General features: G+C 71.0%; 16 protein-coding genes, 3 tRNA genes and 1 pseudogene. 7 read left to right on the forward strand and 13 right to left on the reverse strand.

What is annotated here, in order from left to right; genetic code table 11:
- Positions 1-427: 427 nt before the first annotated feature.
- A complete protein-coding gene (locus PKF00_RS18575; protein WP_271218819.1) occupies positions 428-847 on the forward strand; it encodes a hypothetical protein in 420 nt (139 codons plus the stop codon).
- Positions 848-927: 80 nt separating this feature from the next.
- On the opposite strand, the pseudogene PKF00_RS44685 reads toward PKF00_RS18575, so the two are convergent.
- Both PKF00_RS44685 and PKF00_RS18580 read right to left on the reverse strand, forming a co-directional pair.
- Positions 928-996, reverse strand: a pseudogene (locus tag PKF00_RS44685) (hypothetical protein); the annotation flags it as partial.
- A 27-nt stretch (positions 997-1,023) separates the two neighbouring features.
- Entirely contained in the window at positions 1,024-1,965 is a 942-nt protein-coding gene (locus PKF00_RS18580; RefSeq protein WP_271218820.1) for an asparaginase, read from the reverse strand.
- A gap of 81 nt (positions 1,966-2,046) precedes the next feature.
- Between PKF00_RS18580 and dtd the strand changes: the two genes are divergently transcribed.
- Positions 2,047-2,472, forward strand: coding sequence for a D-aminoacyl-tRNA deacylase (dtd, locus tag PKF00_RS18585; RefSeq protein ID WP_271218821.1), 426 nt, complete (start codon positions 2,047-2,049; stop codon positions 2,470-2,472).
- Positions 2,473-2,727: 255 nt separating this feature from the next.
- On the forward strand, positions 2,728-3,549 hold the full coding sequence (locus PKF00_RS18590; RefSeq protein ID WP_271218822.1) for a hypothetical protein: 822 nt from the start codon (positions 2,728-2,730) through the stop codon (positions 3,547-3,549).
- 197 nt (positions 3,550-3,746) lie between these two features.
- Here the strand turns inward: PKF00_RS18590 and ygfZ are convergent, their stop codons facing one another.
- Positions 3,747-4,733, reverse strand: coding sequence for a CAF17-like 4Fe-4S cluster assembly/insertion protein YgfZ (gene ygfZ / locus PKF00_RS18595; protein ID WP_271218823.1), 987 nt, complete (start codon positions 4,731-4,733; stop codon positions 3,747-3,749).
- Positions 4,734-4,752: 19 nt separating this feature from the next.
- Positions 4,753-5,166 (reverse strand): Fur family transcriptional regulator, encoded by a 414-nt coding sequence (locus tag PKF00_RS18600; RefSeq protein WP_271218824.1) that lies wholly within the window; start codon positions 5,164-5,166, stop codon positions 4,753-4,755.
- A gap of 334 nt (positions 5,167-5,500) precedes the next feature.
- Here PKF00_RS18600 and PKF00_RS18605 point away from each other — a divergent pair, with 334 nt between their 5' ends.
- Entirely contained in the window at positions 5,501-5,875 is a 375-nt protein-coding gene (locus tag PKF00_RS18605; RefSeq protein WP_271218825.1) for a peptidase inhibitor family I36 protein, read from the forward strand.
- A gap of 325 nt (positions 5,876-6,200) precedes the next feature.
- Here PKF00_RS18605 and PKF00_RS18610 read toward each other — a convergent pair.
- The 5 genes from PKF00_RS18610 to PKF00_RS18630 all read right to left on the reverse strand — a co-directional run bounded on the left by PKF00_RS18610 (position 6,201) and on the right by PKF00_RS18630 (position 7,939).
- A tRNA-Met gene (locus tag PKF00_RS18610) sits at positions 6,201-6,274 on the reverse strand.
- A gap of 6 nt (positions 6,275-6,280) precedes the next feature.
- Positions 6,281-6,361: transfer RNA gene (locus PKF00_RS18615), tRNA-OTHER, on the reverse strand.
- Positions 6,362-6,365: 4 nt separating this feature from the next.
- Positions 6,366-6,446: transfer RNA gene (locus PKF00_RS18620), tRNA-Tyr, on the reverse strand.
- A 600-nt stretch (positions 6,447-7,046) separates the two neighbouring features.
- A complete protein-coding gene (locus PKF00_RS18625) occupies positions 7,047-7,352 on the reverse strand; it encodes a DUF2470 domain-containing protein (RefSeq protein ID WP_271218826.1) in 306 nt (101 codons plus the stop codon).
- Between the two features lie 77 nt (positions 7,353-7,429).
- Positions 7,430-7,939: a heme-binding beta-barrel domain-containing protein gene (locus PKF00_RS18630; RefSeq protein ID WP_271218827.1), complete on the reverse strand. Its 510-nt coding sequence runs from the start codon at positions 7,937-7,939 to the stop codon at positions 7,430-7,432.
- Positions 7,940-8,007: 68 nt separating this feature from the next.
- Between PKF00_RS18630 and PKF00_RS18635 the strand changes: the two genes are divergently transcribed.
- Entirely contained in the window at positions 8,008-8,370 is a 363-nt protein-coding gene (locus PKF00_RS18635; RefSeq protein ID WP_271218828.1) for a DsrE family protein, read from the forward strand.
- 187 nt (positions 8,371-8,557) lie between these two features.
- Here the strand turns inward: PKF00_RS18635 and PKF00_RS18640 are convergent, their stop codons facing one another.
- The 4 genes from PKF00_RS18640 to PKF00_RS18655 all read right to left on the reverse strand — a co-directional run bounded on the left by PKF00_RS18640 (position 8,558) and on the right by PKF00_RS18655 (position 15,880).
- Complete coding sequence (locus tag PKF00_RS18640) at positions 8,558-9,274, reverse strand: type 1 glutamine amidotransferase (protein WP_271218829.1); 717 nt, start codon at positions 9,272-9,274, stop codon at positions 8,558-8,560.
- Positions 9,264-10,601: a MurT ligase domain-containing protein gene (locus tag PKF00_RS18645; RefSeq protein WP_271218830.1), complete on the reverse strand. Its 1,338-nt coding sequence runs from the start codon at positions 10,599-10,601 to the stop codon at positions 9,264-9,266. Before PKF00_RS18645 ends, PKF00_RS18640 begins: the two co-directional genes overlap by 11 nt.
- A 187-nt stretch (positions 10,602-10,788) precedes the next feature.
- A complete protein-coding gene (locus PKF00_RS18650; protein WP_271218831.1) occupies positions 10,789-13,758 on the reverse strand; it encodes an ATP-binding protein in 2,970 nt (989 codons plus the stop codon).
- A gap of 172 nt (positions 13,759-13,930) precedes the next feature.
- Positions 13,931-15,880: a hypothetical protein gene (locus tag PKF00_RS18655; RefSeq protein ID WP_271218832.1), complete on the reverse strand. Its 1,950-nt coding sequence runs from the start codon at positions 15,878-15,880 to the stop codon at positions 13,931-13,933.
- Positions 15,881-16,054: 174 nt separating this feature from the next.
- On the opposite strand from PKF00_RS18655, the gene PKF00_RS18660 reads away from it, so the two are divergent.
- A complete protein-coding gene (locus tag PKF00_RS18660; protein WP_271218833.1) occupies positions 16,055-16,726 on the forward strand; it encodes a hypothetical protein in 672 nt (223 codons plus the stop codon).
- A complete protein-coding gene (locus PKF00_RS18665; RefSeq protein WP_271218834.1) occupies positions 16,726-17,424 on the forward strand; it encodes a hypothetical protein in 699 nt (232 codons plus the stop codon). The genes PKF00_RS18660 and PKF00_RS18665 overlap by 1 nt, the downstream gene beginning before the upstream one ends.
- The last annotated feature ends 741 nt before the right edge of the window (positions 17,425-18,165 follow it).

Below are 18,165 nucleotides of genomic sequence, written 5' to 3' on the forward strand. Positions count from 1 at the left end.
GCGCGAACAAAGCGAACCCAGAGAACAAAGCCACCGCAACACAAACCAAGCAAACCCACGAACCAAGCGACACCACGGGCTAAGCAGACCAGGCAGGCCAAGCAGACCCAACGAACCACCCACCCCCGACGGCAGCCGCCCAAGTCCCGGCCCGGGAAACGCCCCATGGTCGTACTGTCCAGGCAGGTTGGTGACGCGGCTGACAGGTGGCCGGTCTCCTGGCGCGGTGACCGCATGCCTTCACCGCATTCGTGATGTTTCCTGAGCACCGGTACGGCAAGTGTCGACACGGACGTGTTCAGCGCCTTCGTACGGCGCGCCCCGCGAGAAGGTCCCCCGACGTTCAAGAAACGGTTGCTATGCGGATGAGCAGCGCAAACAGCGGGAAGGAGCATGATTATCGCTCCATCGACCATTGCGAGCACTCATGAGGATCATGGTCCGTCCGCACCAGCTTCCCGCCCGGATCGCCGCAGGCGCGTTCGTCCTGAACGCCGGGCTCACCATGGCCGCCGCAGGTGCGGACAACGCGGTCGCCGTCCATGGAATGGCCGCGAACGCCTACCCGTTCCTGAAGCACATCGAACCGGAGCGGTTCTCACACTGGCTGGCGAAAGGGCAGATCGCCGTCGGCGCGGCCCTGCTGATCCCGGTGGTGCCGTCGCTGCTGGCGGGCGCCGCGCTCACCGCCTTCGCCGGAGGACTGGTCGGTCTCTACCTGAGGACTCCCGGCATGCGGCAGGAGGGAAGCCTGCGTCCCACCCAGGAGGGCTTGGGCATCGCCAAGGACATCTGGCTGGTGGGCATCGGCGCGAGCCTGGTGGCCGAGGAGCTCTCCCGAGCCTGACCCGCCCAGGCAAATCCAGTCCGGGCAAGTCCGGGCAAGTTCAGCCCAGGCGGCTCCAACCCGGGCGAGTCCAGGCCAGACAAGTCCAGCCTAGACAGGTCCAGCCCAGATAAGTTCACCCCAGGCAGGTTCAACCCAGACAAGTCCACCCCAGGCGGGTTCAGCGCAGGCGGGGTTCAGCGCAGGCGGACCTCGCCGACCGGACGGCCGCCGCCGAGCAGCACGCCGGTCGCGAGCTCCTCCAGTTCGGCGGCCTCGAAGCCGAGGGCGCGAAGGGCCGCGACGGTGGCCGGGACTCGGGCGCGGTAGCCGCCGTCCTCGACCTTGACGGTTCCCGCGCGGCCGTCGGCGAAGACGAAGGCGTCGAACGCCTCGGCCCCGGCCTTGACCATCAGGCCGGGGATCGCCCGCATCAGCCGGGCCTCGGCCCTGGTCGTGCCGGAGGTCCACTCGGGATGGGCACGAAAGGCGTCCGCGACGCGGCGCTCGAACGTGCCCGGCTCCGCTTGGACGAAGGCGCGGAACCCCCGGGTCACGCCGATCATCGACACGAAGAACAGCGGAGCGCCGCAGCCGTCGACCCCCGTGGCGGCGACACGTTCGCGGGTCAGCTCCTCGACGGTATCGCGGATGACCTTCTGCAGCGGGTGCCTCGGATCCAGGTAGGTCTCCAGCGGCCAGTCGTTGATCACGCAGGTGGCGAGCATCGCCGCGTGCTTCCCCGAGCAGTTCATGTAGATCGGCGCGGGTCCGCCTCCTGAACGCAGCACCTCGTCGCGGGAGGCGGCGTCCTCGGGCAGGTCCTCCGGGCAGCGTAGCGCGCTCTCGTCCAGCGCCGCCCCGGAGAGGATCCTCCTCGCGCCGTCCACGTGGAACGGCTCTCCCGCGTGGCTGGCGCACGCCAGCGCGAGCAGTTCCCCGTCCAGGGGCAGCCCGGCGCGCACCATGCCGAGCGCCTGCAGCGGCTTCAACGACGAACGGGGCGAGACCAGGGCGTCCACCGCGCCGTGCACCCGCACCGGGGAGCCCGCCGCGTCGACGGCCAGCATGCGGACCAGATGGGTGGATTCCACGAACCCCGAACGGACGACCTCGACAACCAACGACTCAGCAGACACCTTTGTCTCCTTTCGCGAAGATTCTATGAAGATCGGAGTCCGGGTTTATCGCACGGCGGGAAAGGCGGGAGGATGGAGGGCATGCGTGCGGTCGTACAGCGGGTGAACTCCGCTTCGGTGAAGGTGGACGGGCAGACGGTCGGAGCGATCGACGAGCCGGGGCTGCTCGTGCTGGTCGGCGTGACCCACACCGACACCCCGGCGGAGGCGGCCAGGCTCGCCGCCAAGCTCTGGGGCCTGCGGATCCTGTCCGGAGAGAAGTCCTGCTCGGACATCGGCGCGCCACTGCTCGTGGTCAGCCAGTTCACCCTGTACGGCGACGCCCGCAAGGGCCGCCGTCCCACCTGGCAGGCCGCGGCACCGGGACCGGTCGCGGAGCCGCTCGTCGAGGCCGTCTGCGCGGAGCTGCGCACGCTGGGCGCGCACGTGGAGACCGGGGTGTTCGGCGCCGACATGCAGGTCGGTCTGACCAACGACGGCCCGATCACGCTGATCCTGGAGGTCTGAGCGGCGGCCCGGACAGGCCGGGCGGCGTCCGGCCGCACCGAACTTCGAAGATCTCAGAAGTGTTCGATCGTGCCGAACCGGGAGAAACCGGAAAGGCCTGGTGAGGACGGATCACGAAACCCTCGGAACCGTCCTGACGCACCGCCCCCAAGATCGGGAAGCGACGCGAAGCCGTACTCCTCCGGCGGTGATCCGCTAAGGTCACCGCTTGTCCGTGATGAATCATCAGGAAAGTCGCAACCCATGGGGAGGGTCATGCGTACCTTCGCGTCCATCACCGCCGCGTCCGTCGTCGCCGCCGCACTGGTCGCCGCGACGGCACCCGCAGCCGACGCACAGGCCCTGCCGGTGTTCAGCGCCTACCACGGCGTCACCGGCGAGCAGCAGACCGAACGCTTCAACGCCCTGCGCGGTCAGGGTTACCGGCCGATCACCTTCACGGTGGACAACACGTCCTCGCCCCGCTACGGCGCCGTCTGGGTGAAGAGGTCGGGCCCGGCCTGGGCGATGATCCAGGGCATGTCGTCCAGTGGCTACCAGAAGCGCTTCGACGACTACCGCGCCCAGGGCTACCGCCCGACCACGGTGAGCGCCAGCGGCTCAGGGGACGACGCGGTCTTCGCCGCGATCTTCGAGAAGACGCCCGGCAAGTTCTTCGCCAAGCACAACATCGACGCCGGCCAGTTCTCCGCCGCCAACGCCGACGCGGCGAGGCAGGGGTACGTCCTCACCGCGGCCAACGTCTACGGCACCGCCGACGCCCCGCGTTACGTCGGCGTCTGGACGCAGGGCTCGCAGGCCTGGTCCGTCACCACGGGCAAGTCCTTCGACGAGCACCACGCGGAGTTCCTCGCCCGCACCAAGAAGGGCGAAAAGCCCTCGCTGGTCTCGGTGGGCCCCGGCGAGACCTACACGACCGTCTGGGTCAAGGACAACGGCTCCAGCTGGTACGAGTACACCGGCATGAGCTCGAGCGGCTACCAGAAGCGCTTCGACGACCTGAAGGCCAAGGGCTTCTACCCCACGCAGCTGGACGTGGAGGAGGGCAACTACACGGCCATCTGGGCGAAGAACTGACCTTTCACGGGCACGAGGACCCGGTCGCACGGGCCTGGCCGGGGAGAACCCGGCAGCCCGGCGACCTGGCGGTGGCTCAGCGAACCGCAGCGGCCCAACGAACACGGCGGCCAGTGAACGCAGCGGCCCAGCGAATACGCCGGGCCAGCGAACCGCAGCGGCTCAGCGAACGCGGCGGCCCAGCGAACCGCAGCGGCTCAGCGAACGCGGCGGCGCAGCGCTGGGTCGATCTGGACGTTGCGCCCCGCGTCCGGCGGCACGACGACCTCCTGGGAGGCCGCCACCTCCCCGGCCTGCAGCGTGGCGTCCACCGGGACGGTCCGCTTGACCACGGCCAGCGCGATCGGACCGAGCTCGTGGTGGCGGGCGGAGCTGCCGACGAAACCGACCTCCGCGCCCTCGTGGACGACGGGGACGCCGTGCCCGGGAAGGGTGTCGGCGCTGCCGTCCAGGTGCAGGAAGACCAGGCGGCGCGGGGGATGCCCGAGGTTGTGGACCCGGGCCACGGTCTCCTGCCCCTTGTAGCAGCCCTTGTTCAGGTGCAGGGCCGTGCCGATCCAGCCGACCTCGTGCGGGATGGTCTTGTGGTCGGTCTCGAAGCCGAGCCGCGGGCGGTGGCCCTCGATGCGCAGCGCCTCGTAGGCCCAGAGCCCGGCGAGCCACAGGCCGCCGAGGCGCTCGGTCAGCTGGTCGCGCGGGAGCAGCACGTCGTCGCCGACGAGGATCGCTCCCTGGGGCGGGGTGAGCCGCCCGGCGTCGGCCACGGAGACGACCGCGTAGTCGGACGTCACGTCGGTGACCTCGACCCTGAGCATGAACCGCATCTTGTCGAGGAACGCGACGAGCCCCGCCGACGTGCCCGGCTCCACGTGCGCCCACACGACCTCGCCGTCGTCGACGAGCGTGAGGTGGTGCTCGACCCTGCCCTGGGCGTCCAGGAGCAGCGTCTGGGTGGCCTGGCCCGGTTTGAGGTCGTCGAGTTTCTGAGAGCTCAGGCTGTTGAGCCAGCTCAGCCTGTCGGCTCCGGAGATTCGCACGACCTCGCGGTTGCTCCGGTCGACCAGCGCCTCACCGGCGAGGAAGGCGCGCTGCTCGGCGAACGGGTCGCCGTAGTGTCCGGCGACGTCGGCATCGGGAGTCTCGGCCGCGACCGCGCCGGGAGTGTCCAGCAGAGGGCTTCGCATGGGCCAAGCCTACGAGGCCTCAGCGACACCTGCTGCAGCGGCCGAAGACCGTGAGATGGTGCACGTTGACGGCGAACCCGAACTCCTCGTCGAGCTTGGTCACGAAGTCGTTCACCAACTCGGGGCGGACCTCGTTGATCTCGCCGCACTCGTGGCACACCAGGTGCACGTGGTCGGCGTCGGCGGCCAGGTGGTAGGTGGGCGCGCCGTGCCCGAGATGGTTGTGGGTGACCATGCCGAGTTCCTCGAGGAGTTCGAGGGTCCGGTAGACGGTCGAGATGTTGACCCCGCGCGCGGTTTCGCGCACCTTGGCGCAGATCTCCTCCGGAGTGGCGTGCTCAAGGCTCTTGACCGCCTCAAGCACCAGCTGACGCTGCGGAGTGACCCGGTAACCGCGCGCCCGTAGTTGCTCGTGCCACGACGTCTCGGTCATGAACAGAGTCTAAGAGCATATCGACGCCGCCGGAGCAGCCCGAGCCGCCGGGTTCCCTGCCCTCTCCGAAGACCTCGCGCCCCCTCCGAAGACGTCGCCGTCGACGACCGCGCACGGCTCCTCCGCGCGCCGCCCCGGCCTCCTGGGCGGCAGGCGGCCTCGTCACCTCGGAAACAACCGGGTGACGTTGTTCGGCGGTTGTTTGTTCACTCCGCCTCCCCCGACGCCGAACAATCTTTCCGTGTTAGACCGGCACCTGGCGAGACGCCCGCCACAGATCTTCACGGCGGGCTCCGTGTCGTCGTCGGCAATTGCACGAAGGGGAAAGATCGTCATGCGTAAACGAGTCGTCTCGGTTCTTGCCGCCTCCGCCGCGTTCATCAGCGTCATGGCCACCACCACGGGCGCGTCGGCCGAGCCGAACCCGCCCGGTTGCCCCAAGGGATACTTCTGCGCCTACAGCGGCCCGAACCAGACCGGCACCCTCGTGCTGAAGACGGCCGGCAACTGGACCGGCGGCGTCGCCTTCCAGTCCGCGTTCAACAACGGCTACGCGCTCCCCGGGGCGGACCACGTCGACATGACGTACGACTGGCAGGGCCTCCAGGAAACCGTGTGCCTCCACTACAACCCCGGCCCCGGCCAGTACAAGGGCAACGCCGCTCCCGGCAACGCCCTCGTGAAGGTCGTGTGGCGCGGCGAGTGCTGACCGTGCCGACCCCGGAGGTCGCGCGCGGCTAGCCGACGTGTCACGCCCGTGAGCGCGCCCGGCGGCGTCGAGGAGCCGTTCCGCTCTCTCCGCGCCGCCGGATCCCTCCCCCGTACCCCCACCCGAGGTCACGTGACCTCACCCGGCTTCACGTGACCGCGCACGGAGAGCGACGCGCCGGGTATCGCCGCCGTCGTCGGCACACGGCCCCGCGTATCGTGTGCCGACGGCGGCGATCTGCTTGTGCCGACCTGCTCGGAACCGTTCACCGCGTCGACGCCCGCCACGTGAAAGAGCCGTCCGCGTGCCTCGTCGTCTCCGGGCGTACCTGCACCAGGACTCGAACCTGGGACCTCCGCATTATGAGTGCGGCGCTCTCACCGACTGAGCTATGCAGGCAGGCACCGCTCCCGGCCGGATTCGAACCGGCGCCGCCGGGTCCCCGAGGGGAGCCCGGTCGTCCTGGGCCGCTGGACGCACAGGAACGGAGTGCAGGGGGACGGAGTCGAACCGCCACAGCCGAAGCGTCCGGGTTACAACCGAGTGAGCTCACCGCGTGCTCAGCCCCTGCGTGCTGAGGCGAGGTTACCGAGCGATCCCCGACGATCTCATCTGGTTTTCTCCCGCCCGCGACAGGGCGACCGGCCATGAGGATCACCGGCTCGAAGGGGCGGGCTCGAATATTCATTTGCCCGAGCCGGATCGTTTTCGTACTGTACAAGCACGCCGAAAGGAGGTGGTCCGAACAATGGTTGATCATAGTTGGGCTAGCGAGGTGGCTGTCCGCTAGGACGCCCCAGCTTCCGGACTCTGTCCGGACGTCTGGCGACGTTCGGCGAATCCACGACAATCACCGGAACCCCGGGCTGCCAGAGGGCGGGAAGTCCCTTCCCGTCTTTGGTCCATCTGGCCCTTCCGCTCCGCGGAAGGAACAGGCCCGGGGTTCTTCCTTTTTCCAGATCTTCCCGGCTTTTCCAGATCTTCCCGGCTTCCGGAATTCCCATCCCGATCTTCCGGCTTCCGGAGTTCCCGGCTCCGCGGCCTCCGGATCCATCCGGCGCGCGCGAGTGGATCCCTCCGGTGCGCGCTTCCGGATCTCTCCGGTGCGCGCTTCCGGATCCCTCCGGCGCGTGAGGTCTCCGGCGCGCGAGGTCTCCGGAGCTCTGCTCCCTCAGTGCTCCCCGCGGGCCGGGAGGCCGAGAGCGGCGCACGCCTCCTGGTACAGGCGGACCACTTCCTTGCGGACCTGGGCGCGCTCGGTCAGTGTCGTGCTCCAGGGCACCCTGACCGTGACGTCCTCGCCGTCGACCACCGCGAGAAACTCGATCGCCTCGGCGTCCACACCCGAGGTGACGGCGCTCGTGGCCTCGGGTCGGCCGCCCAGGGCCCTGCAGATCAGCAACGCGTCGTCGGTGTGGTCGTCGTTCATGTGGCGCTTGATGGCCTCGACCACATCGGGGGTGAAGGGAGTGCTCATGCCCGCGATGGTATCCGCCGCGTTCACGGCCCCCGGAACGACGTCTGTTCTCCGGCAGGCGTGCCGGAGAACGGACGCTAGTCGACCTCGGGAACGAAGTCGGCGACCTTCTTGAGCTCCGCGGAGATGTGGGACTGGAGAGGCTGACCCATGGCCGCCATGTCGTAGGCCCACATCAGGTTGCCGTTGACCAGGCCGTAGAGGCGGTGGCCCGCGGTGTACTCCTTGGCGGTCGCGGTGCGGGCGACCACGTCGGTCTGAAGCTCGATCTTGTTGAAGACCACCTCGCCGACGTAGATCTCCACGATGCCGGTCGGGTGCGACAGGCACACCTCGAGCTGGCGCTCGGGCAGGCTGCGCCAGAAACCGGTCTCCGTGCCCAGCGGGCGGACCTTGCCGCCCGACTCGTCCAGAAGCCAGGTGCGGCTGGTGTAGGTCAGGAACGGCTTGCCGTTGTGACCGAAGACGATCTCCTGTCCGAAGTTGAAGCTTTCGATCGTCGGGTATCCACCCACCCCGGCACCTTCCCACCGGCCCAGGAGGAAAGCGATCGGCTCAAGGGCGGGGTGCAGTTCGGGAACGTCCATGAATCCGAGCCTAGAGCCGTCCGGGTACGGCTCGCGCCCGTGACACGGACCCGAATAGGCTTCGGGGTATGGCACGATCACTGGTGATCAAGGTGACCGCGGGGGCGGACGAGCCCGAGCGCTGCAACCAGGCGTTCACGGTCGCGGCGGCGGCGTTGGCCAGCGGGGTTCCCGTCTCGCTCTGGCTGACCGGGGAGTCGGCGTGGTTCGCCCTCCCCGGACGGGCCAAGGACTTCTCTCTCCCGCACGCGGCCCAGCTCGGCGACCTGCTCGACACGGTTCTGGCGGTGGGCAAGGTGACGCTGTGCACGCAGTGCGCGGCTCGGCGGGACATCACGGTCGACGACGTGATCGAGGGCGTGCGCATCGCGGGCGCCCCCACCTTCGTCGAGGAGGTCCTCGGCGAAGGGGTCCAGGCCCTCGTCTACTGACGCGACCCCGCTGACAGGACCCCGCTGACGGGATCCTGTTGACGTGACGGGATCCTGCTGACGTGACGGGGTCCGGACTCCCGTCCGCGGGCGGTACGGCACGGCCCCGCCCGGCGCGGCGAGGCCGTGCGGCTCGCCGCGCCCCGCGGTCGGCGGGAGGGCGGCCGTCAGCGGGAGAGCGGGGCGCTCACTGGGGAAGCACGGCCGCCAGGCGCTCCTGGCGGAGCCGTTCGAACCAGGAGTCGTCGATCGGGGGCAGCTGGGCGCCGACGGCCCAGGTCAGCAGCAGGTCAGCGAGCCCGGGGTTGCGGGCGAGCGCGGGGCCGTGCAGGTAGGTGCCGACGATCTTGCCGGCGTGGCAGCCCTCCGTGCCGTCGCCGTTGCCGATGCCAACCGCCGTGCGTGCCAGCGGCCGCACTCCGGAGCCGAGCCGGGTGACGCCCATGTGGTTCTCGAAGCCGGTCAGCGTCGGGATGCCGAGCACGGGGTCGGCCTCACCGGCCAGCTCGCCGACGGCACGGCCCTGGCCGCGGCCGCTCGCGATGTCGATCAGCCCGATGCCGTCGACCGGCTGGCCCTCCTCGCCGCCGAACGTGGTGCCCATGATCTGGTAACCCGCGCAGACGGCCAGCAGGGCCGCGCCGCGCGCGATGGCCCTGTTCAGGCCGCCGTCCCTGCGCAGCCGTTCGGCGGCCAGGATCTGCGGCCGGTCCTCGCCGCCGCCGATCAGGTAGATGTCGCCGCCCTCGGGAACCGGGTCGGCCGAACGCACGTGAACGGTCTCGACCGGGATGCCTCGGCGCTGGGCGCGCTGCTCCAGCACCAGGACGTTGCCCTGGTCGCCGTAGGTGCTGAGCAGGTCCGGGTAGATCCAGACGAGTCGCAGGACGCTGTCAGACTGCACGGCCGAACTCCGATCGAATCTGCTGGAAGGCGGTGTAGTTGGCGATCACGTCGACCTTGCCCGGCGGCTGCGCGGCGAGCGCCTCGGCGAAGGAGCCCGTCAGCTGGAACGGAACCCCCGCCACGTCCAGCCTGAGGGCCAGGTCGAGCTTGCGCTCCCCGGTGACGTAGACCGGCCTGCCGCGCAGCACGCGGTAGTCCACGTCCCACAGCCAGGAGGTGTCGCGGCCGTCGGGGCCCTGGGCGTTCACCGAGAGGATCACCGGCAGGGAGCGGTCCAACACGTCGAACGCCTCCAGCCAGCCCGCCGGGTTCTTGGCCAGCAGCAGCCTGGCGTGCCTGCCGTCGCGCTGGACGGTCGTGTAACGACCGGCGACGGACGTGACCTCCCTGAGCCGGGGCAGCGCCCGCTGGACCGGCAGGCCAAAGGTCTCCGCGGTGGCGAGCGCGATCACCGCGTTGGACCGGTTGGCGCGCCCGGGCAGCTGGATGTCCAGCACCCAGCGCTGCCCGCGCGGGTCGATCACCGCGTCGTCGTCGAGGGACCAGGTCGGCTCGGGGCGCCGGAAGGTGCACTCACGGCAGGCCCAGTCGTTCTCGGCCGAGCGGGAGACGAGCGCGCCGGAGACGGCGCCCGAGGCGGTTCCCGGGACGGGCCCGGAGACGGCCGCGGGAGCGGCGGTGCCGGGCGGGGTGTAGTCCATGCCCTTGCGGTCCAGCGGGCCGCCGCACTCGGGGCAGCACCAGGAGTCCTCCTTCCACGGCTGCCCCACCGAGACCCAGGTCACGCTGGCGGCCGTCGAGGCGCCCCAGGCCACCAGCGGGTCGTCGGCGTTGGCGATCACGTGGGCCGGCCTGCCCGCCAGCGCCCGCCGCCACTTCTGGGCCAGCAGCCAGATCTCGCCCGCCCTGTCCATCTGGTCGCGGCTGAGGTTCATCATGACGATCACCCCGGCCCCGGTGGTGTCGATGACCTCGGGGAGGTACTTCTCGTCGACTTCGAGGACCCCGTACGGGGCGTGCTTGGCCGACGACAGCGCCGAGACGTGCCCGGCGGGCATGTTGGCCCCGAAGGCGTTCGTGGCGACGTCGCCGAGCTCCTGGAGCGCGGAGGTGATCAGCCGGGTCGTGGTGGTCTTGCCGTTGGTCGCGCTCACCAGCGCCAGCTTGCGGTCCTGCGCGAGCTTGCGCAGCAGGTCGGGTTCCAGCGCCAGGCCGACCCGGCCGCCGATCACCGATCCGTCGCCTCGCCCCGTCGCCCTGGACAGGGTCGCGGCCGTCCGGCCGAGAGCGCTCGCGAGCTGCGCCCGCAGCGGAAGCTGAGTCATGCCGTCTCCTCGCGTAGCGACCCGTCGCAGGACGATCCGGCAGCTCGAAGGACCGGAATAGCCGAATCGTTCATGCCGCCGATCCTAGCCGTCGTTGGGCACGGTGACCGTTCTTCGACGCCCTGGGCGGGTTCACGGCGAGCGCGTTCCGCCCGCGTCCGCGCGCGCTCGCGGCGCGGGCCGGTCCTCACTCGCTGAAGGCCAGTTCGGCGGTCTCCGGCGACGCGGCGTCGAACGGCAGCACGAAGCGGCGCGGCCACGCCAGCACGCTCTCCATCCACCCCGCCCCCATCGTCTGGGCCACGTGACGCAGCCGCTCGGCGGGGTCGATGCCGATCGTCACCGTGAGGATGTCCTGCTCGACCCCCTCGTGCTCGTCGTCGCCGAGGATGACCCGCCAGGCCAGCGCCCGGTTTCGGTCGACCTCCATGGACAGCGGGTGGTGGCGCAGCGCCTTGGCCCGGTGGCCCAGCAGTTCGGCGCCGTTGTTCGGGCGGTTGAACAGGACGTACTCCATGACGGGCGCCGCGCCACGCGGGTTGGGCGCGGGCTGGCCGTAGGGGAAGAGCCTGTCCACCTCGTGCAGCCACCGGACCTGCGGAATGACCCAGGCCGGGCCCGGGCGTTCGCCGGGCTCCCGGTCGGGCCCGAGCAGCCGGGTCGCGGTGGCCGCGACCTGTTCGGTCAGCTTCGCCGGGTCGCCGACGGTCCGCAGCGACCACGCCCTGCGCCCGACGCTGCGCTCCACCGCCGTGGCCAGCAGGCACTCGCGCCGCCTCAGCGGCAGCTCGGCCCACAGGTCGGCGAGCACCCTGGGAACCCCCGGCACGGGGCGGTTGGCGCAGAACGCCAGCACCAGGGTGTCGGTCCAGATCCGCAGCCAGGCCCACTCGGGCGCGTCGGCGAGCAGGTCGGCCTCGCGGAGCTCGACGAGGGTGCACGCCCGTCCCGTCCGGCACTCCTGGCCGCACGCCGCCGAGCGACGGCCGCAGATCGGCGGCATGTGGCCGGGAAGCAGCCGCTCACGGTCCTCCCCCAGCGGCACCTGCACCCGCAGCGGCCGGTCCATCCCGTCGGCGAAGATCGCGGCGACGCCCGGCTGGAGCGAGACGACCTGCCGGGACTGCTCCTCGCTCAGGTTCATCGCCGCCCCGACCAGCTGGCGGTCGTCCTCGGCGGGGAGCCGGTGCACGACCTTCAGCGCGGTGTTCTTCACCACGTCGGAGACGAGCTTGGTGGGGATCTGCTCGGCGACCACGATGCCCTCGCCGTACGCGCGGATCTCGGCGAGCATCCCGGCCAGGAGCTCGACGGCGTGCGTGCTGGCCCGGCCCGCGCCCCGGTCGCGCAGCAGCCGGTGCGCCTCCTCGATCACGATGACGTGCCGAAGCCCCGCGCTCCGCTCCTTCCTGGCCCGCATCCGCAGGTGCTCGACGATCCGGATGATCAGCGTGCCCATCAGGAACGCCTTGTCCTCGTCGTTGGCCACGTCCTCGATCGCGAACACCACGTTGCGCTGGAGCAGGTCGCCGATGTCGGCCGGGTGACCGCCCTCGAAGAACCGGCCCGCCGATCCGACCCGCAGCGACCGCAGCCGCAGCGAGATGAAGCCCTCGACGTCGGCCTGGACCTCCTTGCCGTAGCCGATCTCCTGGATGACGTCCATGGCGTGCTGCTGCAACTGCTCGAGGGTCGGCACGGCGGGCCGCACCGCCGCCCCGGGGGCGGCCCAGCCCGTGACCACGTCCCAGCCGTTCGCCTCGTAGACCCGCTGCAGGGCGAGCGACATGATCTGCGGGAACGGCTCCTCGGCGTCGAAGGCCGCCATGAACAGCGCCCGCACCATGTCGATGTGGGCCTGCACCGGGTAGCCCGGCTCGGGGGCGAGCGGGTTGACGCTGAACGGCACGCTCTCCGGAGCCGAGGGATTGATCACGGTGACCGGGGCGAGGTGCTCGACCCTGCCGCCCATCGCGGCGTACTCGGACTTGGCGGGCTCGATGGCCAGCCAGGGAATGCCCGCGCCGGTGAGCTGCTCCAGCAGGTGCCTGACGGTCTGGGACTTGCCGGAGCCCGTGGCCCCGGTGACGAACGCGTGCCGGTTCAGGGTGGCGAGCGGGACCCTGAACGAGCCGACCGCCCTGTCCTGGCCGTCCAGGATCGATCCGAGGTCGACGGTCAGCGCCCCGGGCGTGACGTCCGCCTCGCTGGTCACGTCGAAGAACCCCGCGTCGAGCACCCTGACCCCGGGCACCTCCCTGCGGGGCAGCCCCGCCAGCGCCGCCAGCGCTCCCGCGGTGGCCGCGAACGGCGCCGCGGTGCCGTCCGTCGGGTCCTGCAGGGTCACCGACAGCGCCTCGACGAAGCCGTGCACGGGCCCTGACAGCGCGCTGCGCAGCCGGTAGGGGTGGTGGCTCATCTCGGCGGAGCCGACCAGCACGGGGGCGATCTGGCGCAGCTCCTCGGGCCCCGCGGCTCCGGCCAGCACCCGCACGCTCCACAGCCCCGCCTCGCGGAAGGCGTCGAGCTCCTGCATGCGCCGCTCGGCCCGCTCGGCGTCGTAGCGGGAGCGCTCCGACGCGTCGCCGTACTGCCTCAGCACGTTGAGCTGGGTCCGCAGGTGGGAGACCTCGGCGTCGAGCAGGTCGGTCTGCTCGGCGACGACCAGCCAGGCGAAGGGCCTGGACATGAGCGTGACCAGGGTGGACTCGAAGAGCGTCGGCCGCCTGATCTCGTCGGCGTCCGGCTCGCGGCGCCCGCCGAGCGGCGGGGCCTGGCGTCCGGGGCAGACGGCCCACGCCAGGTCGGACAGGTCGCGCAGCCATTCGTCGCCGATCCGCACCCCCCTGGCCCCGCTGGGGAACAGCAGCGGCTCGGGACCCGAGGCGACGGGCTCGGGCTCGGCGGCGGCCCTGCGGGGCGGGCGCGGCGGGGTCAGCGGCCCCGCGTTGGTGATGAGCTCAAGCGGAGCCCCTGAGCCCCGGGAGAGCCACCCGACCACGAAGGGCCGGTTGCGCTGGGCCGCGGAGAGCACGGCGGGCAGGACGGTGACGAAGTCCCACTCCGCCGACGAGCTGCGCGAGGGAGCCGTGATGGCCTGGATCCGGTACCACGGACCGGCGAGGGGGTTGGGAGGACGGGACACGCTCGGTTGCATTTGCTCTCCACCCGGGGGACCCGGCTCTAGACCGGGGGGTCGACGCTTCACGGATCGCTCCGCCGTAAGGAGCGGCGGAGACCCGGGGGCGGGGTACCCCGGCAACCAAAATCGAACCTCCCTGGGGGATCGCACCTCCGCATTGACCAGGCCATTACCACAAACGAACGGTTCATTGGCGTCTGCGCCAGTCGAGCCTGGCCGGAGGCGGCCCGAGATTGGGCGGCGCGTTCTCGAAGAGGCTGGGCTCGTGGCGTCGTGTCTCCTCCGCGCGCTCCAGCACGGCCTCCTTGATCTCGTCGAACTCCCCCAGCGTGGTCTTGGGGAAGGTCAGGATGGCCGGGTTGGCGTCGGCGAGGCGGACCCTGCGGCCCTCCGCGGTGGCGTCGGTGACGATGACCGAGGTGGTCGGCAGCTGCTGGAGCTGGTGGGGCTCGACGAGGAACTCACGGGAGCGGTGCAGGACCCGCTCGGTCTCGCCGCCCATCGCCTTGGTCGCGCGGCGGCCCCACTCGGTGGAGAAGGTGATGTCCTCCTTGAGGTCCGTACGGCTCACGTCCCGGGCGTCGTCGGCGTCGTCGGCGTGACCGACGGTCGAGACGTAGCCGCCGTCGAGCCCGGCTCCGGCCGCGCTGATCGTCTCGGTGAGCTGGGCGAGCTCGAGTCGGTGCTCGGTGCCGACGTGCTCGCTGGCGATCCGGGCGTCCTCGGCGTTGCCGAGACGCATGAACGTCACGGCCGCGTGTCCCCGTCCCAGGCGTTCCCGCACGGTCGGGGTGAGCGAGCGGTAGGTGAGCACCAGGCCGGTCCTGGAGGTCTCGCAGGCGTCCATCAGCCGGTCGAGCACGTCGCCGCGGAGCTTGTCCGCGCCCGCGACGATGATCGTGTGGTACCACGGCCGCTCGGAGGCGGGCGACTGACGCAGGATGTGGGTGAGCGCGGTGGCCACGTAGGTCCCGAGGACGCGGTTGCCGAACACGCCCGCCTGCCGGTCCATGGACACCACGCGCAGGCGCGCGGGCGGCAGCCGCACGGCCTCGGAGCCGAGCGTCTCCAGCTTGCGCAGCTGCGACTCCAGCGCCCACGCGCGCTCGATCACCACCCGGTCGCTGACCCCTCGCCCGAACAGCGTGCCGATCCGCTCGAGCTGGCTCGCGGTGATCAGGCCCTGCTGGAGGTCCTCGCGCGGGTCGCCGACCTGGGCCAGGGCCCGCAGGGCGGCGGTCACCTGGTTGATCGTGGCCTTCTCCCCGAGGACCTCGAGGACCCGTTCGAGGATCGCGTTGTCGAACGACAGGTCCCTGGTCGTGCGGTGCTCCTCGCTGACGCTCACGACGTGGGCGAGCACGTCGGCGAAGGCCTCGGGGGACAGCGTGGCCCCCAGGTCGAGCCTGGGCAGGTCGGTCGGCAGCACCCAGACCAGCGGGTCGTCGCCGCCCCTGCGCGCCAGCTCGATCAGGTCCTTGGCGACCGCGCCCTCCGACAGGTCGAGCACGGTCATGTGGCCGCCGCTGTAGAGGCGGGTCGCCCCGAGCAGCGTGATCAGCGCCGACCATCCGGGCAGCGTGCCCCCGGCCACGTCGATCCGGTCGATCTCGTCCGGCACGGTCACGGCGTACCAGGTGAGCTGCCGGTCGTGGCGCTCCTTGCGCTCGGCCCACTCCCGGTAGCGCGCGGCGTGCTCCTCCTGGGCCTGGAACAGCTCCCTGTCGCGTTCCTCGCGCTGCCGGTCGCCGACCGCCTGACGTTCGCGGATCCGGTGCCGGACCGCGCGGTCGCCCTGATGGATCGCGTAGCTGCAGAAGCCCGCGACCCCGCCCGCGGCGACCAGCCCGACGGCGGCGAAGGACCAGCTCAGCAGCTCGGTGACGCCGAGGACGAGGATCAGCGCCGCGAGCCCGCCCATGAACGCCCTGAAGAGCTTCATGGGGCGGTTCAGCAGGTGCTCGTTGAGCCGCTCCCTGCGCATCCACTCGTGGTCGACCTCGTCGGCGACGACGGTGACGCCGTCGTCGACCGGAGAGGGTCGTCTGGGGGCCGGACCCGGATCCGGGTGCAGCAGGGCATACTGCCAGCCCAGGTAGATCCGGTCCGCCTGGAGCTGCGCATGCTCGGGATGCACGTCCGCCACGGAACCTCCGCCATAGGGCTCTCGCCGCCTCGGAGACAGCGTAAGAGTTGGACCTCCGATTCGGGCAGCGTTCCCGCCAATCTGCTGTATTTTCCCCATGTTCACCGCCACTTAAGGGATGAATGAGTCGGATGGTGTGAAGGCAAGCGATTACCATCCTTTGTCATGACGTCTCCCCCCGGTGGCGAAAGCAGGCGACGGCGCCCGGTAGCGGTTCCGATAGCCGCCCTGGCCGCGGTCACCGGTCTGGGAATCATCGCCGCCTTCGGCGGTTTCGCCGAAACCCCCGAAGAGCCTCCCAAACAGCTGGGCCCCGGCGCGACCCTGGACCAGGGCGAGTTCACGACCAAGTTCGTCGAGTCCCGCACGGTCGTGGAGCCCGGCCTGTTCGGCACGGCGGACAAACGCTTCCTGGAGGTTGAGCTCCAGGTCACCAACAAGGGCGAGGAGACCACCGGGGTCGGCTCCCCGTCCAACGGGAAGACTCCCGGCGTCTTCTTCGCCAACTCCCTGCTGAAGATGACGCCGGCCATCAAGAGCGACTTCGGCCCGTCCGTTTCCGTGCCCGGCGCGAGTTCCGTGCCCGGCGCGAGCACGCCGAGCTCGCAACTGCATCCGGGCATGCCCGCGACCGTCGTGCTCAGGTACCAGCTGGGAGACAGACAGCGTCCGCCGAAGCAGGTCAGCTACGACGTCGGGACGTTCGAGTACTCCGCGGGGGGCGTCAAGTCCCTCGAACGCACGTGGTTCCTGGTCAAGGACGACGAGGGGGTCAACGCCCCGCCCAAGGTCGTCGCCCAGGTCACCCTTCCCGTACGGCAGGCGGGAGCCCTGTGATGAGCTCCGTGACGAGCGACGCGGTGAACACCGCGTCGGACGCCGTCGCCCCGGCGGGCCCCGCGTCGTCCACCCGCCGTCGCCGCCGCGCTCCGAGGCAGCCGGGCAGGGCACGCCGAGCAGGGGTGCTGGCCGTCGGCGCCGCGCTGGCCGTGGGCGCGGTGCTCCTGCAGTCGGCCGCGCTGTCCTCAGAGGCGAGCTCGGCCCACCTGACCTGGACGGGGAGCGTGGGAGAGGAGGTCTCCGCCTCCCGGTTCAGCGCGGAGGTCAAAGCCATCCATGTCGCCAAAGCCGTCGAGTTCACGCCCCTGAGCGGCAAGCCGAAGAAGGCCGAGACCTCAGGCGTCTTCCTGGTCGCCGAGGTGGCTGCGACGGCCACCCGGACGCCGCAGAAGTTGGCCCCTCCCGTGCTGCTGGGCCAGGACGGCAAACGCTACACCGCGACCGACAAGGTGGACAGCTCTCTCACCATCACCAACCCCTACATCCAGGTGGGCTGGTGGGCCCAGAGTGTGGCGGTGTTCGAGATTCCGGCCTCGGCACTGGCAGGATCACGGATTGTGCTCGCCCCGCAGAGCGGATTCATAGCAGAGGCGCTTCTACCCGAGGTGGAGGTCGACCTGGGACTCGACGAGGCCTCGGCGCAGCGCCTGGTCGCGAACGCGAAGGACGTCTACCCGTTGGCGAGCAAGAAGTGACCGGCGCCCCGTCCCCCGAGAACGAGAGCCGTCCCAACTGGTTCGGCGCAGAGGACCCCCTCGCGCCGGCGAACCGGCCGGAGCCCCCGCCGAACCAGGGCCCGCCCCACAGGCCCTTCTCCGACCAGCCCCTGCCCGACCAGCTTCCGTCCCGGATCTCACCGAACCAGGCGCCGCCGCAGACCGCCTCCGGCTCCGGCCAGTTCCCGCCCCACCAGGCACCGCCGCAGACCGCCCCCGGTCAGGTCCCGCCCCACCAGGCACCGGGGCGCCAGGCTCCGGCGGCGCAGGACCCGTACCGGGGGGCTCCTTGGCCTGCCACCGGCTCCTGGCCCGCTCCTCCGTCCGCGCCGCCCCCCAGCGGGCACGCCGCCCCCATGCCCCCCACGGACCACCCCACCGGCTTCGAGAGACACACCGACGTGCTCGGCGACCCTCTCGGCGGCGGGAGACACCCAGGCGACCGGGGAGGTCACGCGACCACCCCCGAGAGGCGCCCGACCGCACACCCCGTGGAGGACGGCAGGGCCGCCGGAAGTCACTCCGCTCCCGACGAGCGCGCCACCGTACGGCCCCCGGGGCCTGCTCCGCACCCCGCGACGCCTCCGCCCCACCCCGCCGCCCACGCAGGGCTCCTGAGCCCCTCTCCCCCGCACGAAGGGCGGCACTCGTCGGCCGCCCGCACGGACGCGCCCGGACGGCGTCCTGAGGCTTCGCCGACGGCCCCCCACGGGCCCGCGT

The organism is Streptosporangium carneum, assembly GCF_027922005.1.
Classification (GTDB): domain Bacteria; phylum Actinomycetota; class Actinomycetes; order Streptosporangiales; family Streptosporangiaceae; genus Streptosporangium; species Streptosporangium carneum.

Bases quoted from the DNA above. Each gene is read 5' to 3' on its own strand.
- PKF00_RS18590 (WP_271218822.1), top strand. From the start codon at position 2,728: ATGCGTACCTTCGCGTCCATCACCGCCGCGTCCGTCGTCGCCGCCGCA.
- PKF00_RS18660 (WP_271218833.1), top strand. From the start codon at position 16,055: ATGACGTCTCCCCCCGGTGGCGAAAGCAGGCGACGGCGCCCGGTAGCG.
- PKF00_RS18635 (WP_271218828.1), top strand. From the start codon at position 8,008: ATGGCACGATCACTGGTGATCAAGGTGACCGCGGGGGCGGACGAGCCC.
- PKF00_RS18575 (WP_271218819.1), top strand. From the start codon at position 428: ATGAGGATCATGGTCCGTCCGCACCAGCTTCCCGCCCGGATCGCCGCA.
- PKF00_RS18625 (WP_271218826.1), bottom strand. From the start codon at position 7,352: ATGAGCACTCCCTTCACCCCCGATGTGGTCGAGGCCATCAAGCGCCAC.
- ygfZ (WP_271218823.1), bottom strand. From the start codon at position 4,733: ATGCGAAGCCCTCTGCTGGACACTCCCGGCGCGGTCGCGGCCGAGACT.
- PKF00_RS18605 (WP_271218825.1), top strand. From the start codon at position 5,501: ATGCGTAAACGAGTCGTCTCGGTTCTTGCCGCCTCCGCCGCGTTCATC.
- PKF00_RS18665 (WP_271218834.1), top strand. From the start codon at position 16,726: ATGAGCTCCGTGACGAGCGACGCGGTGAACACCGCGTCGGACGCCGTC.
- PKF00_RS18645 (WP_271218830.1), bottom strand. From the start codon at position 10,601: ATGACTCAGCTTCCGCTGCGGGCGCAGCTCGCGAGCGCTCTCGGCCGG.
- PKF00_RS18650 (WP_271218831.1), bottom strand. From the start codon at position 13,758: ATGCAACCGAGCGTGTCCCGTCCTCCCAACCCCCTCGCCGGTCCGTGG.
- PKF00_RS18600 (WP_271218824.1), bottom strand. From the start codon at position 5,166: ATGACCGAGACGTCGTGGCACGAGCAACTACGGGCGCGCGGTTACCGG.
- PKF00_RS18630 (WP_271218827.1), bottom strand. From the start codon at position 7,939: ATGGACGTTCCCGAACTGCACCCCGCCCTTGAGCCGATCGCTTTCCTC.
- dtd (WP_271218821.1), top strand. From the start codon at position 2,047: ATGCGTGCGGTCGTACAGCGGGTGAACTCCGCTTCGGTGAAGGTGGAC.